The following is a 14827-nucleotide window of genomic DNA, read 5'->3' on the forward strand; positions in this document are numbered from 1 at the left end:
CATAAAAAAGCGTTGGTGGATTTTCCTCCTACCAACGCCTATGGTAATAATTTATTCATCAAATTTGTTCGTCCAACATCCCCGTAACCTCCATAATCTTTGAGGCTAACAAAAATGAAGGAACTTCATAATCCACGCACTTGAGCTCAACCGCCGCTTCAGGCATTTCATTTACAATCGAAGTCTCTTGCGACTCTACAAGGGTAGATTGGGCGCCAGCTTGTTTGGCATTCAGCATGCCTCTTGCGCCATCGTTTCCCCTTCCCGTCATTAGAATCAAATGCTGCTTCAAGCTTTTCAGTCCAGAAATCGATTCGAACAATACATCAATGGATGGACGGTATCCGTTCAATGGAGCTTTCTTGTGAAGTTTGATTCTACATACTTGCCCTTGCTGAACTACAGTCATATGACAATTACCAGGTGCTATATATGCCGTTCCTCCAAGTACCAATTGATCATCTTTCGCCTCAACCACCCGTACACTTGAGAATCGATTCAATCGTTCTGCTAATACTTTCGTATACTTGGGTGGCATATGCTGAACGATTAATAAAGGATATGGGAAGTTTGCCGGGAGCGAGCTAATTACGATTTCAAGCGCCTTCGGACCACCAACTCCACATCCTATGGCTACGATTTGATCGAATTCATCCGTATATCCGTTCTTAGAATTGTCTTCTGCCTGTAGTCCTGTCATCACTTTCGAAACAGTAATATTGTTAAGGATAAGGGTTCTCAAAGGAATTTGAGCAGCTTGTTTAATTTTGAATATTAGCTCGTCTTTTATTTGGGATAAATCAGGTCCATGGATTTGAGTGGGCTTGGATATAAAGTCCACTGCTCCGTTCTGTAGACCTGTGATGGTTGCTGTTATTCCATCCTTTGACCCCGAGCTTAGGATAAGGATAGGGGTTGGACGTTGTGACATAATACTAGAGAGCGCTACTAAACTATTCAATTCCGGCACTTCTATATCAATCGTCACGACATCAGGCCTGAGTTCTTGAACCATGTTAACCGCTTCGGATGCATTTCGAGCTGCTCCAATGACCTCGATAATTGAATCCTCCGCAATAAGGTTCGAGATCTGTTTACGCATCATTACTGAAGTAGCTACAACGAGCACCTTTAACTTTTGCACTACTTCTCCTCTCCTATCAATGATGATCCCCATGACACTGTTTATTTAACTTTAAAAATAGATACGAGTGCATTTAGTTCCTCCGCAAGCTGTGCTAATGCATTAGCCGTCGTTGCCGTTTCACTACTGCTTGCCGCCATTTCTTCCGTTGCTGCCGATATGCTCTCGATCGAGTACAACACCTCTGATGACTGGGCGGCCTGTTCTTCACTGGCAGCAGCGATTTCTGTTACTTTATGAGCGGTATCGTTCACCATAGAGAGAATATGATCAAAGGCTTCCCCATTTTTTTGTGAAAAAGCTACGCCTTCGACTACCGCATTCACACTTTGGTGTGTATTTTTTTGCATTTCTTTAATTATGTCCGTGACTTGCTTAGTAGCCTCACTGCTCCGCTCTGCTAGCTTTCTTACTTCATTCGCTACAACAGCAAAACCTCGGCCCTGTTCACCTGCACGAGCCGCTTCAATAGCTGCGTTAAGAGCCAGCAGATTTGTCTGTTTTGCAATATCATCAATGACCGCAATGATCTCGCCAATTTTATCTGAGCCTTCTTCTAGTCTAGACATTTGGTTGTTAAGTAACGTCATCCCTTGAATGGAGTCAGTAACCACCGCACCTCCATCCTGAGCAATACGCATCGTATGATCTGACAGTTCTGAGGCTTGCTCTGCACTCTGAGCTACTGAATTAATCGCTTCAGACAATTCTCGGAACAACTCATTCATCGTTTGCGCTGCAGTGGCTTGACTCATACTGCCGCTAGCTACTTCCTCAGTACTTGCTGATATTTGCTGTGCTGCCGCCGAGACACTTTCCGCAGAGGATAAAATCCCCCCCACAGTATGTCTTAAGTTCAGAACCATTTCATTCACAGAATTCGCAAGTTTTCCGATCTCATCCTTAGAATTTAGATTCGAAGTTTCGCTTAAGTCTCCATTGGCTACTTTACCTAGCAGGCGCATCACTTGATTAAGAGGCCGTGCTATAATTTGCGAGATTAGATAGCCAAAACCCACGCTGATTAAAAGTGCAATGATAGTAACACTAAAGGTAATCAACCGAGAGGATTGATATAATTCATTGGCGTTATCACTGGATTCCTGTGCCTGCTTCATATTGATGTCGATTAAACCTTGCAAGAAATCCGTCATCTCCGTAGTGGCCAGCTGTAAATCTCCTGTTAGTAAATAATTCGTATATTCTTCATTACTAATGATCTTCTTATCCAATTCAATTGCATGATCCACGCTGGTGGTATAGCGTTGCCAGATCTCAGGATAATCCTTCATTTTCTCTAATTCTTCTTCTCTCAATCTTGTCTTACTATATTTACTCATGATGTCTTCAATGCTTTGGACATTCTTATGTAATTTATCCCGATATTCTTTTTTCTTCACCTCGGTTTGGGCCATCGTATTTATATCCCGGATGTTTATTCTATTCGTTAAAAAAAGTTCATTCGCTTCACCGAGATAGGCAATCGGTGTTAAGCGATTTTTATACATATCCTCGATGGACTCATCCATCTTACTCAAATTACTTATTCCATAGAATCCTACAAAGCATAAAATGACTGATACCAACACAAATGCTGAGATTAGCTTCACTGCTGTTCTCAAATTATAAAACCATTTCATCCTTCTGCACCTCATTACGTTAGTCAATTTTTAGTAATTCTTAGGAACTATTTCATCATAAACGGTAAGCAGAATATGGTAACCGAAAAAAAACGGCGTGATCACGCAAAATTATTGCGTACCTCCGCAATGACGCGCAAAACAAAAAATCCCGCCTCACTATCTAGTGATCGGGATTTCAATCTATAGGGTTGTTACTTATTTTCACAATGAATTAGTAAAATCTGATTCCTTCAATATTCCGAGCCGTTTAGCTTTTATAGCCGCTTCAATTCTAGATTTCACATTTAGCTTTTGGAACAAATTCGTTAAACTATATTCTAGTGACCGCTGACTCATAAGCACAATCTCCGCTATTTCCTTATTACTTTTTCCTTTTGCGATTTCCGTCAGCATTTCATGTTCCCTTTTGCTAATCATGGAGGTTGCTTGTTCATCATTGATTTCTAATCCTTTAGGTGGTACTTTTCTTAACTGCTTGACTAAGGTCCGCGGCAGAATAACTTCCCCTCTTAATGCACATCGTACCGCTGTAATCAACTGCTCTCTATTGGTTGTTTTTGAGATAAACCCAAAGATCCCCGATTCGATCATCAGGTTAAATTTGTTAGTAAATTCATATCCGGTGTAGATTAAGATAATCGCATCCGCGTTCATTGTTAATACTTGCTTCGCCAAATCAATCCCATTCACATCCGCGATATGAAGATCAAATAACATTACGTCAAAGGAATGACTACTCACCATTTCAAGCACTTCATTCGCTGAATTAGCTAGAGTAACCTTCATGTCTCCCTCTTGCTCTAATATCATTTTAGTCCCTTCCATCACAGATGGATGATCATCCACTAACAATATTTGAATCATGCCTATGACTACCCCTCTATCCAATTGTTATGCCGCATGATTAATCTGCAGGTATAGATATATTGACCGCTAATCCCTTTTTATCTGGCGATCGGAATACTATTGACCCATCCATACTTCGAACCCTTTCCTTCATCCCATAAATCCCCATACTTGTAAGTGAATCCTCACCAAATAAATTCATTCCGATTCCGTTATCTTTATAATCCAAATGAATATGATTGTCTTCACTAGCTAAGGTGATGTGGACTTCCGTCGCAAAAGAGTGCTTTGCTGCATTAGCTAAAAGCTCTTGCACAATACGGTACAGACCTATAAGCACTTCATCATCTAACTTATGCGTGAACCCTTCAGACTCGAAATAAATCTGATAGTTGGTACGTAGCTGCGTAAATTCAAACAACGTCTCCAGCGAGGAGATAAGACCTTCATTGATTAATGCAGGAGGTCGGAGCTCGTTACAAATAATCCGCAGTTGATAAATAACATCAAGTAAACCTTCTGAGATCTGTTCTAGTTGTTCTCTAAGTTCCCCATTAATGGACCTTTCACCTAAAAGAAAATCCAGCTTACGATACCAGATAATCTGTTCTTGAAGCGCTGAGTCGTGTAAGTCCTGAGCAAGTCTTTTTCGCTCATTCTCGGACAAATTAAACATAAATCGGAGAAGCCATGTAGGAGCCACTTGCTTGGAAGCTGCTAGCTCAAGATCCTTCGTTAAATCTTCGATAAGCAAAAAATGATCAAAGAGAACACTGACATAACGGGTAATCGTCTCAAGCCACACTCGAATAGAGCCGATTTCTAGTAAAAGCGTCTTCTCGTTAATCGATAGCAAGTAGCTTTTTCCTCGGGACTCCCCGATCTTGAGTGAATACCCTTGCTCAGTCTCGATAATTTCACATAATTTATCATGGTTAGATTCAACTGCGATAAATTTTATATTTGATATCTGCAGAGTTTCTCTGACTTCTCTAAGTAACCGCTGCTCCATATGACTAATCTTCATCACACCAAAAAGATCTTGGGAGAACTGATCGAGACTCATTTGCAGGCGAAAATACCGTTCCTCACTCTCTCGAATAATCTGCTCTGTATGTTCTCTGTCCTCATCTGCTTTTTTTCGATCACTAATATCCCTAAATATAGAGATACATGCGACTTTTCCTTTGTACAAAATGGAGCTAGCTGTTACCTCTACATCGATAATCGTTCCATCTGAACGTACGACCTTTTGTTCAATAGGAGCTAAGATCTTATAGGGTTCTTTATAGATCTCTCGCATGCGTTCTTTCGACAGCCGCAGATACTCCGGGTGCGCCCAAATGAAAATATTTTTACCGATCAATTGACTCTCATCGCTAACTCCAAATAATCCAAGACAAGAGAAATTTACATAAACAAACTTATAATCGCTATGCAGAACAACCGCTTCAGGCGACATCTTGATCAGCTGCTGATTGAACTCCTCGCTTTCCCTTAATTCATTTTCCATCTGGACTCTCTTAGTAATGTCTCTTGCTACAATTACGATACTCATTACTTCTCCATCCTCACCTAGAACAGGAGTAGCAAGACATTCTAAATTTAAGATATAACCTTTTGTGTGAATAAAACGATTGTAAAACATCTTGCTTGCTTTTGTCCGAAAAATATTTGATATCTGTTCACGCAAGCTTTCTTGCTCATCTGGATCGATATACTCTAGGATGGTAGTGTCCTTGATTAAACCTACAGGAATACCGATTAGGGTTTCGCAGGAAGGCGAGGCTACAATGAAATTACCTTTTTGATCCAAAACCCCCATCATATCCTTCATGTTATTAATAATAAGTCTATACTCTGCTTCACGCTGTGCTAACTTGAGTTCTACTTCTACTGCTGATGTTATATCTCTAGCAACTACAAAAGCCCCAACTATACGACTATTCACATAAACCGGGATATTTTTCATAGACCAATGGCTCACTGATCCATCCTTACGGGAAGAGGCCACAACATAGTGCTGAGCAGATCCCCGTACTGTTCTTCCGAAATAATCCAACATCCTCGGCATATTCTCTGCTCCAAATAGATTCATGATGGACAAATTCTCTCCGACCATACTTAAAGCTTCTCCAGTAATTTGCTGTGCCGTAGAATTGATTGCCAAAATATTACCTTGCAGATTCACCTCACATACGACGTCTGAGTTATAGTCAAATAAGGATTTATAGCGCTGTTCACTTTTGAGTAAAGCCTCCTTCATTAACTTTCTTTCAGTAATATCTGCCAAGATCCCATCAAGCCGAACTACCGCTTGGGATTCATCCAGACTGGGTATGATTCTGACCTGTAACCATCGAGGCTCACCACTTGCGTGGATGATTCGATATTCACTAAGTTGTGGAATCCCTTGACCAACTGATGATATGATCTCTTGAATCAAGGGGTTTTCTTCCTTATAAGCAATACGAAGCCAAAAATCATCCTCTTTTGCCTGCTCAACGGAATAACCGGTGATATTGATAATGGCATCCGATATAAATAACACTTTCTTAGATACGTAATCGTAAGACCAAACCGCCACATCTAGATTAGAGAACATCTGTTGATACAAAGAAAATGTGCTTTCTAATTGAATTTGTGCCATTTTTTGTTCAGTAATGTCCAGCATAACCCCATCAATTCGGCAGACCTTGTTCTCCTTATTTAGGATAGGCGTGCCGATATTTTGAACCCACTTCAGTCCTTCAGTAGGTAGTTGCATCCGATACTCAAGACTACTGATATGACCAGCATTTAATCTTTCCATGTAGGCATCATATCGATCACGATCCACTACATTCACAAGTTCCCGTAAAAAACTAGAGCTGTGCTGTTTAGTCTTACTTGTACAACCAACCCATTCCTCTAAAATTCTCGACATCGTCAGTAGATTTCCTTCCATATCCATAGACCATGTGATCACATTCTCGTCGCCGAGTGAATGCATATTGAGATCACCTCCACATAAAAAGCCCCCCCTTTTCGGGGCGGCTTTTTGTTCTAATTCGCTATTTTACAAGCGTCATTACATGAATAACTTTATCCTACTGAGCAATCTGCTCACGGATATTCTGCAATATTTTCTTCTCCAGCCGGGATACCTGCACTTGAGAGATCCCTAGACGACTGGCGACCTCCGACTGCGTTTGATCACGATAGTAGCGAAGATAGACAATCAGACGTTCACGTTCACTAAGGCCTCCAATAGCTTCATTTAATGCCAGCTTATCGAACCAACGCTCCTGTGATTCGTCAGCGATTTGATCAATCAGCGTGATCGGATCTCCATCATTCTCAAACACCGTCTCATGGATAGAGGTCGGTGGTTTATTGGCTTCTTGAGCGAATACCACTTCTTCGGGTGTAACCCCTAGCGCTTCCGCAACTTCACCAATCGTAGGCAGACGATCAAGCGTTTTAGACATTTCGTCCTTCATCTTACGAACTTTATTAGCCATTTCCTTAAGGGAACGACTGACCTTCAAGGTGCCATCGTCACGAAGGAAACGCTGAATTTCACCGATAATCATCGGCACCGCATAAGTGGAGAACTTGACCTCATAGCTGAGGTCAAATTTATCAACGGACTTCAGGAGTCCAATGCAACCGATCTGGAACAAATCGTCAGGCTCATACCCGCGGTTCATAAACCGCTGTACTACCGACCAGACCAGTCGGATATTACAGCTTACAAGCGTGTCGCGGGCAAGACTATCTCCGGCCTGACTGAGCGCGATAAGACGTTTGACCTCCGCATCGTCCAAATAGGTCGGCGGAGCTTTTTTTGACTCTGCATCCATGGCTCCAACCCCTAATTGTATAAAGCTTTTTTCGAGACGATGGTTTTCTTCATTGAGATAGAAGTACCGTGTCCCGGTTCACTAGTGACTTCAAATTCATCCATGAAATTCTCCATAATAGTAAAGCCCATGCCCGACCGCTCCAGCTCTGGCTTAGAGGTATACAGCGGCTGTTGCGCCAGCTCCAAATCCTCAATGCCCCGTCCTTGATCCTCAATGGTTAGATGTACCGTTTCGTTGTCCAGCGATGCCGAAATGGTCACAATACCTTCCGGATCACTATCATACCCATGAATAATACAGTTGGTGACCGCTTCCGACACGACTGTCTTCAGATCATTCAGCTCGTCCATCGTAGGATCAAGCCGGGAAACGAACGCTGCTACGACTACACGCGCGAACGATTCGTTCTCCGAGCGTGCAGCGAACTGCACGTTCATGAAGTTACCAGCCTTACTATTTGTCATAACGCAACCTCCAAATCCGAGAGTGCAGTACTCTCGTCGTCATATAGGGGCATGATTTTGAACAGGCCTGACATTTCCAGCAGCCGCTTCACAGGTGCCGTAGCATCACACACAACCATTTTTCCACCTTTACTGTGGATCAGTTTATACCTTCCCAGAATCACGCCTAGGCCTGAACTGTCCATAAACTGCAGATGCTTAAGACTAAGAACCAAATGCGATACCTGACCACGCATAATCGCTTCATCCATATCCATTCTTACAAAATCGGCTGCGTGATGATCCAACTCCCCTGATAAACGGACAATCAACACACCCCTGTGATGCTCCATCTCCACATGAGAATTCATGCTTGCCACTCTCCTCTTCGTTGCTTTGAAAACTGACCTTGAAAGACAGTACCTATTCCCTTCAAGGACAAGGTTTTCTACGCGGCAAATCAGGAATCCTGCCTCACGACAAAACTAGAAGAAAACCCCTATGAATCTACAGAGTACATGGGGGTAATCTACAAAAAAACTGTTTTTAATCTACGCCGAACATCGAGCCTGTTGTGCGCTTAAAGAGCTTCCACCAGCCTGCTTTCGGCACAGCTTCCCCTGCTTTTAATTCATATTCCTTAATCACTTGGGTTCCTTGGTAGACCACTAGCTTGCCCACAGATTGACCTTCAGCTACTGGAGCCTTCACGCTTTCCGGCAATACTAGTTCGTGGCGGATGCCTTCTTGAGTCACACCTTTTTTCAAAAGAACACTGTACGTCTCTTTGGCCGTTATCGGCAGCTCGGATTTTACGCCCTTTTCAATCTTTAGGGTGCCGATGGCATCCCCTTCTTTGTGGATCGTGTGTACTTTATATTGCGAGAACAGGTAATCGAACATGCCTGACACTTCGCTATTGCGTGTCTTTGTGTTCGGCTCGCCTAGCACAACAGCGACAGCACGTAGACCATCTCTTGCTGCAGTAGCGGACAGACAGAATTTTGCCTCAGCAGTATAACCAGTCTTCAAACCATCAGCACCAGTGTAGAAACGCACTAGCTTGTTCGTGTTCACCAACCAGAACGGTTTGGTTGAATCCTTACGTAAGTAATCCTGATAGGAACCGGTATATTTGATAATTTGATCATGCTTCAAAAGCTCACGACTGATGACCGCAATATCGTAAGCTGAGGAATAGTGATTGGCGGCTGGAAGACCGTTGCAGTTGGCAAAATGGGTATCTTTTAGACCCAGTTCCTCTGCACGTTTATTCATCAGATCGACAAACGCACTCTCTGAACCAGCAATTTTCTCCGCCATCGCCACAGAAGCATCATTACCAGAAGCCATAGCGATACCTTTGAGCATATCGTCTACCGACATTTCTTCACCAGGCTCCAGAAAAATCTGCGATCCGCCCATAGAAGCCGCATATTCACTTGTTCGCACCTTATCAGTCAGCTGCAGCCTTCCTTCATCCAGCGCTTCCACCGTTAGTAACATTGTCATAATCTTCGTAATACTTGCGGGAGGCAGCTTATCATGGCTGTTCTTCTCATAAATAACAGTTCCGGTACCAGCGTCCATCAAAATAGCAGAACGTGCTCCCGGTGCGAGGTCTACAGCGGCAGCATTACTGCCAGAGTCCTTGGTTTTTTCTTCTGCATAAGCGCCTGACATAGGTCCTAGAACCGATACAGCGATACAGAGCACAAGCACAGCAAAACGCATTTTTCTCACAATGGTTCCCCTCCTGAACGTTAACCTTCATATCACAGGTACTGTGTTCCAGTTTCGTCAGAAAGGGTGAAAATTATTCCATTTTTAAGGAAATAACAACAATTATTTATCTCAAGAATTAAGGATGTCATCAATTAAAAAAAGCCCAGCAGCAGTTGCAGAGCATTTTTATTATAGGGGAGATTAAATAATATTTCAAATTTAAAGTATTTCCATTTTTTTAGCTCTCATTTTAGGAATTTTAAAGGTAAATCGTAGACTATCACGAATGCTAACTAAGAACCTATACTGTCTTACAGAGGAGTGAATATACGAATGAACCCACTTGAAACTTATATTGAGACAGAAGCAAAACAGAACGATTTCTCAGGCATAGTACTAGCAAAACAATATGATAAAGAAATCGCCAGCAGCTGTCACGGTTATGCCAATAAGTCGGATAAGCGCGAAAACAATATTCATACTCGGTTCGGGATCGCTTCCGGGTGTAAAATATTCACAGCAATTGCCGTCTGTCAACTGGTCGAAAGGGGATTGATTTCTTTCGAAAGCAGATTATCAGACTATCTGAAGAAGGTAGAGTTCCCTCTCTTTAGTTCTGAAATCACCATACATCAGTTGCTTACGCATAGCTCTGGGATTCCTGATTATTTTGATGAAACAATCATGGATGACTTCGAAGATCTGTGGAAGACACAACCTATGTACACTTTACGGCAGCTGGAAGAATTTGTACCGATGTTTCGAAACCTCCCCATGATGTGGACCCCTGGTGAACGTTTCCACTACAACAATGCCGGATATATTGTGCTAGGTCTTCTGGTGGAGGAATTGAGTGGAATGTCCTTTTCCGATTATGTGGAGCTTCACATCTTTAAGCCTTGCGGAATGGAGCAATCCGGTTATTTTACGTTAGATGCCTTACCAGCCAACTGTGCACTAGGATACATAGAGGAAGAGAACGGTCGCTGGAGAAGCAATATCTATTCAATCCCGGTAAAAGGAGGCGCTGACGGTGGAGCTTTCGTAACCGCTCCCGACATGCAGTTATTCTGGAGCGGGCTAATGAACCATACCCTTTTGAGTCCAGTACTCACTTCATTGTTGCTTACTCCCCACATACATGTGGATGGTGAAGGCTATTATGGTTATGGTGTATGGATCACCCTCCGAGAAGAAAAAGTGTTCAAGTTTCACATTATGGGCTACGATCCCGGTGTTTCCTTCCGATCGGCTTTCTATCCGGCTAGTGGAGAGACTGTGGTCGTATTATGTAATACAAGCAGCGGGGCTTCTCAGATTTTCAATCTTATCGATAAGCATTTGTAGCTGCTCCGTCAAAAACGTAAAACAGCGAGCCTCCTATTAACGGAGGCTCGCTATTTTACTCTCTATTTCAGGTCTTTGTCATGAAAATAATTACATTTCCTTGGCTAGTACCGTGTTACTCCATCCTTCGTAACAAGCGCGAATACCAGTGGCAATGGTGGAACCGATTCAGAAGTAATACGGTAAGCTTCCAGCACCTTGCCCTCAGCTTCCTCTACTTTCTTATCACTTGCATCATTGATATGCAATACTGCAAGTGTATCCCCAATCTCTACAGCATCTCCAACTTTTTTAGAGAGTTGAATACCTACAGCCAAATCTATTACAGATTCCTTGGTTTCACGTCCTGCACCAAGCAGCATAGCAGCAATGCCGATTTCTTCTGCTTGAATCCCCTCAATGTAACCCTTAGTCTTCGCTTTCACTTCAATGAATCGTTTAGCAGCAGGGAGTTTCTCCGGATCATCGATTTGCGAAACATCTCCGCCTTGCGCACTCACGATCTGTTTGAATTTCTCCAGCGCTGTGCCATCTTCAATATGTGTCATCAGAATCGAACGAGCCTCCGCTTCATCCTTGGCTTTACCGCCAAGAACAAGCATCTGACTGCCCAGAATAAGGCAGACTTCCTGCAAATCTTTAGGACCGTGACCCTTCAAGGTCTCGATTCCTTCCTTAATTTCCAGCGCATTTCCGATCCCGTAACCCAGTGGCTGATCCATATCACTGATGATCGCAACGGTATTACGACCCAAATGGGTGCCGATATCCACCATAGCCTGGGCAAGCGCAATAGAATCATCAAGCGTCTTCATAAAAGCGCCGCTGCCGGTTTTGACATCCAGTACAATGGCGTCTGCACCCGCTGCAATCTTCTTACTCATCACTGAGCTTGCAATAAGAGGGATGGATTCAACAGTTGCTGTTACATCCCGAAGGGCATACAACTTTTTGTCAGCGGGTGTAATGTTGCCCGACTGGCCGATCACGGCAGCTCCGATCTCCCCTACTTGATCAAAGAAACGCTCGCGATCCATCTCTATAGAAAAGCCAGTGATCGACTCCAGCTTATCAAGTGTACCTCCTGTATGCCCAAGTCCGCGGCCGGACATCTTCGCTACCGGTACTCCAGCAGAGGCTACCAACGGTGCAAGCACCACGGTGGTTTTATCTCCCACTCCACCTGTGGAGTGCTTATCAACCTTAATGCCTGCGATTGGGCTCAGATCCACTTGATCACCAGACATCGCCATTTCCATCGTTAGATCGCCGGTCTCCCGTGCGTTCATACCTTGAAAATAAACCGCCATAGCCCAAGCGGAAAGTTGATAATCAGGAACTTCACCTTTACTATAGCCTTGAATTAGAAAGGATATTTCCTCACGGCTCAGCTCTCCACCGTCTCTTTTTTTCTGAATAATGTCGACAGCTCTCATTTTACACCTGCATTTCACGGACATTTGCGCGAGCAAATCCGATATATTTTGGTTTAGTTACATTAACTACCTGTTCATGCGTCAATGGCTTAAATTTAATCACTTGTGTCATAAAGATGACCTCCCAGTAATTCAAAATGCAGTGCCCGAAATTACATTTTCGGAATAAAGCCTAAGACCAGTTTCAAGAAACGTTCACGCACACGTTCTGCAGTTTCCATCACCTCTTCATGATTGAGAGGTTGATCCAGGATTCCCGCGGCCATGTTAGTAATACAGGAGATGCCCAATACCTCGATACCTGCATGACGAGCAACAATGGTCTCCGATACAGTAGACATGCCCACAGCATCGGCACCTAGCGTACGAAGCATTACGATTTCAGCAGGCGTTTCGTAGCAAGGTCCCAATAGACCTGCATATACGCCTTCTTTGAACTCGAAATTCTGCTGAGCTGCCGTTTCCTTCGCTACCTGGATCAGGCGGCGACTGTAGGCGGTCGACATATCCGGGAAGCGCACACCAAGTGCAGGATCATTAGGTCCTATTAAAGGATTCCTTCCAGTCATATTAAGATGATCCGTAAGAAGCATAAGATCACCCGGCGTGAAATCAGTGTTCACTCCACCAGCTGCATTCGTTACTAGTAAACTGGCTATACCAAGCTCTTTCATAACTCGTACAGGGAATGCCGTTACCTCCGGTCCATAACCCTCATACATATGAAAGCGGCCCTTCATCATCACGACTCGGCGGCCTTCGATCATACCAATTAATAGCTCGCCCTCATGTCCTTCTACAGTAGAAACAGGAAAGTGAGGAATCTCATCATATGGAATGCTTACTCCATCAGTAATAAGGTCTGCAAGCACACCGAGGCCTGAACCAAGGATCAATCCAATTTCCGGAGCCACCGGACATTTGTCTTTTATATAAATGGCTGCTTCTTGAATTTCTTTTTGAGTTAATGCGCTCATGGATGATCCTCCTTCATTGATGTTGTGGAGCAACCCACAACCCTTTTATTGCAGTTTCGCTAAAAAGCTTGTCCCATACTGCGGCGCCTTCGCACCAAAGTTATCAGCAATGGTTGCAGCTACATCAGAGAAGGTTTCACGAATGCCCAAACTTTCTGGATGTTTAAACCGCGGGCTATAGATTAAGAGCGGTACATATTCACGGGTATGGTCAGTTCCACTATGGATCGGATCGTTACCATGGTCTGCAGAAATAATCAATAGATCATCTTCACCGAGCTTAGATAGAATTTCAGGCAGGGCCTGATCGAACACTTCCAGTGCACGACCGTATCCTTCTGGGTCACGACGATGTCCATACAAAGAATCAAAATCCACCAGATTCGTAAACAGGAAACCGTCAAACGGTTGACGAAGCTGCTCAATAGTAACTTCGATTCCATGTTCATTGCTCTTCGTTGGATAAGAAGCCGTAACTCCTTCTCCTGTAAAGATATCGTTGATCTTACCAACCGCGATAACATCCTTACCGATATCAGTCAGCGCGTTCATTACCGTTGGTTCTGGCGGCTTCACAGCATAGTCATGCCGGTTTGGCGTCCGAACGAATTTCCCTGGTTCGCCAACATATGGACGAGCAATCACGCGACCAACCGAGAATTCTGGAGCCATCGTCAGCTCACGGGCTATTTTACAAGCGCTGTACAGCTCTTCGAGTGGAATGATATCTTCATGTGCAGCAAGCTGGAATACGCTGTCCGCAGAGGTATAGACAATCCAAGCACCGGTTTTCATTTGCTCTTCGCCGTATTCAACAAGAATCTCCGTTCCGGAAGCCGGTTTATTCCCGATTACCTTACGACCAGTTGCCGCTTCGAACTTCTCAATCAATTCTGCTGGAAAACCGTCAGGATACGTATTGAAAGGAACCTCAATCTTCAGCCCCATTAGCTCCCAGTGTCCGGTCATCGTATCCTTGCCTACAGATACTTCCTGCATTTTTCCGTAGTAACCTGTTGGTGAAGCTACAGGCTCTAGCGGTGGCAGCGGAGCAATATTAGCTAACCCGAGCTTCTGGAGATTAGGAAGCTTCAAACCAGGAACACGATCCAATATATGACCAAGCGTGTGAGACCCAGCATCACCGAAATTCGCAGCATCTGGCGCTTCACCGATACCAACACTATCTAGAACAATAAAACCAATTCGTTTAAATGAGGACATTGTTGTCTTCACTCCTTTTTTAATGTAGATATTCTTTCGTACCAACAAGAAGAAACGGCTGTACCGTCTTCCAGAAGACATACGCTTCCGAAGCTAGCGATACAATGTACCGCTTATCAGGTATCCGTTTCTGCTAAAAGATAACCTGCGGATCATTCCCCAGTCTATCCTTTCAGTATGATTCCATCATAACC

The 14827-nt window shown here is 43.7% G+C and carries 12 protein-coding genes; 1 reads left to right on the top strand and 11 read right to left on the bottom strand.

Annotated elements, in window-relative coordinates; all coding sequences use genetic code 11:
• Window positions 1-58 precede the first annotated feature (58 nt).
• The 8 genes from cheB to NSS87_RS22150 all read right to left on the bottom strand — a co-directional run bounded on the left by cheB (window position 59) and on the right by NSS87_RS22150 (window position 9607).
• Window positions 59-1144: a chemotaxis-specific protein-glutamate methyltransferase CheB gene (gene cheB / locus NSS87_RS22115; protein ID WP_042190349.1), complete on the bottom strand. Its 1086-nt coding sequence runs from the start codon at window positions 1142-1144 to the stop codon at window positions 59-61.
• 41 nt (window positions 1145-1185) lie between these two features.
• A complete protein-coding gene (locus tag NSS87_RS22120; protein WP_042190353.1) occupies window positions 1186-2784 on the bottom strand; it encodes a methyl-accepting chemotaxis protein in 1599 nt (532 codons plus the stop codon).
• A gap of 204 nt (window positions 2785-2988) precedes the next feature.
• Window positions 2989-3651: a response regulator transcription factor gene (locus tag NSS87_RS22125; protein ID WP_339242807.1), complete on the bottom strand. Its 663-nt coding sequence runs from the start codon at window positions 3649-3651 to the stop codon at window positions 2989-2991.
• Between the two features lie 40 nt (window positions 3652-3691).
• Entirely contained in the window at window positions 3692-6625 is a 2934-nt protein-coding gene (locus tag NSS87_RS22130; RefSeq protein WP_339242809.1) for a PAS domain S-box protein, read from the bottom strand.
• 97 nt (window positions 6626-6722) lie between these two features.
• On the bottom strand, window positions 6723-7478 hold the full coding sequence (sigF, locus tag NSS87_RS22135) for an RNA polymerase sporulation sigma factor SigF (protein ID WP_042129724.1): 756 nt from the start codon (window positions 7476-7478) through the stop codon (window positions 6723-6725).
• A gap of 11 nt (window positions 7479-7489) precedes the next feature.
• Window positions 7490-7945: an anti-sigma F factor gene (gene spoIIAB / locus NSS87_RS22140; RefSeq protein ID WP_042129726.1), complete on the bottom strand. Its 456-nt coding sequence runs from the start codon at window positions 7943-7945 to the stop codon at window positions 7490-7492.
• Window positions 7942-8295 (bottom strand): anti-sigma F factor antagonist, encoded by a 354-nt coding sequence (gene spoIIAA, locus NSS87_RS22145; RefSeq protein WP_042129729.1) that lies wholly within the window; start codon window positions 8293-8295, stop codon window positions 7942-7944. Before spoIIAA ends, spoIIAB begins: the two co-directional genes overlap by 4 nt.
• Before the next feature lie 175 nt (window positions 8296-8470).
• Window positions 8471-9607 carry a D-alanyl-D-alanine carboxypeptidase family protein gene (locus NSS87_RS22150; protein ID WP_231573502.1) on the bottom strand — a complete coding sequence of 379 codons (1137 nt, stop codon included), beginning with the start codon at window positions 9605-9607 and terminating at the stop codon, window positions 8471-8473.
• A gap of 375 nt (window positions 9608-9982) precedes the next feature.
• Between NSS87_RS22150 and NSS87_RS22155 the strand changes: the two genes are divergently transcribed.
• The gene (locus NSS87_RS22155; protein ID WP_339242812.1) at window positions 9983-10996 is read left to right on the top strand and encodes a serine hydrolase; all 1014 of its coding nucleotides are present in this window, start codon (window positions 9983-9985) and stop codon (window positions 10994-10996) included.
• 104 nt (window positions 10997-11100) lie between these two features.
• Here the strand turns inward: NSS87_RS22155 and NSS87_RS22160 are convergent, their stop codons facing one another.
• The 3 genes from NSS87_RS22160 to deoB all read right to left on the bottom strand — a co-directional run bounded on the left by NSS87_RS22160 (window position 11101) and on the right by deoB (window position 14633).
• A complete protein-coding gene (locus NSS87_RS22160; protein ID WP_042190358.1) occupies window positions 11101-12432 on the bottom strand; it encodes a pyrimidine-nucleoside phosphorylase in 1332 nt (443 codons plus the stop codon).
• Window positions 12433-12584: 152 nt separating this feature from the next.
• The gene (locus tag NSS87_RS22165; protein WP_076284512.1) at window positions 12585-13409 is read right to left on the bottom strand and encodes a purine-nucleoside phosphorylase; all 825 of its coding nucleotides are present in this window, start codon (window positions 13407-13409) and stop codon (window positions 12585-12587) included.
• Between the two features lie 45 nt (window positions 13410-13454).
• The gene (deoB, locus tag NSS87_RS22170; protein WP_339242815.1) at window positions 13455-14633 is read right to left on the bottom strand and encodes a phosphopentomutase; all 1179 of its coding nucleotides are present in this window, start codon (window positions 14631-14633) and stop codon (window positions 13455-13457) included.
• Window positions 14634-14827: the final 194 nt, after the last annotated feature.

The sequence above is a fragment of the Paenibacillus sp. FSL F4-0243 genome, assembly GCF_037963295.1.
Classification (GTDB): domain Bacteria; phylum Bacillota; class Bacilli; order Paenibacillales; family Paenibacillaceae; genus Paenibacillus_AQ.

Excerpts from the sequence above, each read along its gene's own strand:
- NSS87_RS22125 (WP_339242807.1), bottom strand. The coding sequence starts at position 3,651 with ATGATTCAAATATTGTTAGTGGATGATCATCCATCTGTGATGGAAGGG.
- NSS87_RS22150 (WP_231573502.1), bottom strand. The coding sequence starts at position 9,607 with ATGTCAGGCGCTTATGCAGAAGAAAAAACCAAGGACTCTGGCAGTAAT.
- NSS87_RS22160 (WP_042190358.1), bottom strand. The coding sequence starts at position 12,432 with ATGAGAGCTGTCGACATTATTCAGAAAAAAAGAGACGGTGGAGAGCTG.
- NSS87_RS22120 (WP_042190353.1), bottom strand. The coding sequence starts at position 2,784 with ATGAAATGGTTTTATAATTTGAGAACAGCAGTGAAGCTAATCTCAGCA.
- NSS87_RS22155 (WP_339242812.1), top strand. The coding sequence starts at position 9,983 with ATGAACCCACTTGAAACTTATATTGAGACAGAAGCAAAACAGAACGAT.
- NSS87_RS22130 (WP_339242809.1), bottom strand. The coding sequence starts at position 6,625 with ATGCATTCACTCGGCGACGAGAATGTGATCACATGGTCTATGGATATG.
- sigF (WP_042129724.1), bottom strand. The coding sequence starts at position 7,478 with ATGGATGCAGAGTCAAAAAAAGCTCCGCCGACCTATTTGGACGATGCG.
- deoB (WP_339242815.1), bottom strand. The coding sequence starts at position 14,633 with ATGTCCTCATTTAAACGAATTGGTTTTATTGTTCTAGATAGTGTTGGT.
- spoIIAB (WP_042129726.1), bottom strand. The coding sequence starts at position 7,945 with ATGACAAATAGTAAGGCTGGTAACTTCATGAACGTGCAGTTCGCTGCA.
- spoIIAA (WP_042129729.1), bottom strand. The coding sequence starts at position 8,295 with ATGAATTCTCATGTGGAGATGGAGCATCACAGGGGTGTGTTGATTGTC.
- NSS87_RS22165 (WP_076284512.1), bottom strand. The coding sequence starts at position 13,409 with ATGAGCGCATTAACTCAAAAAGAAATTCAAGAAGCAGCCATTTATATA.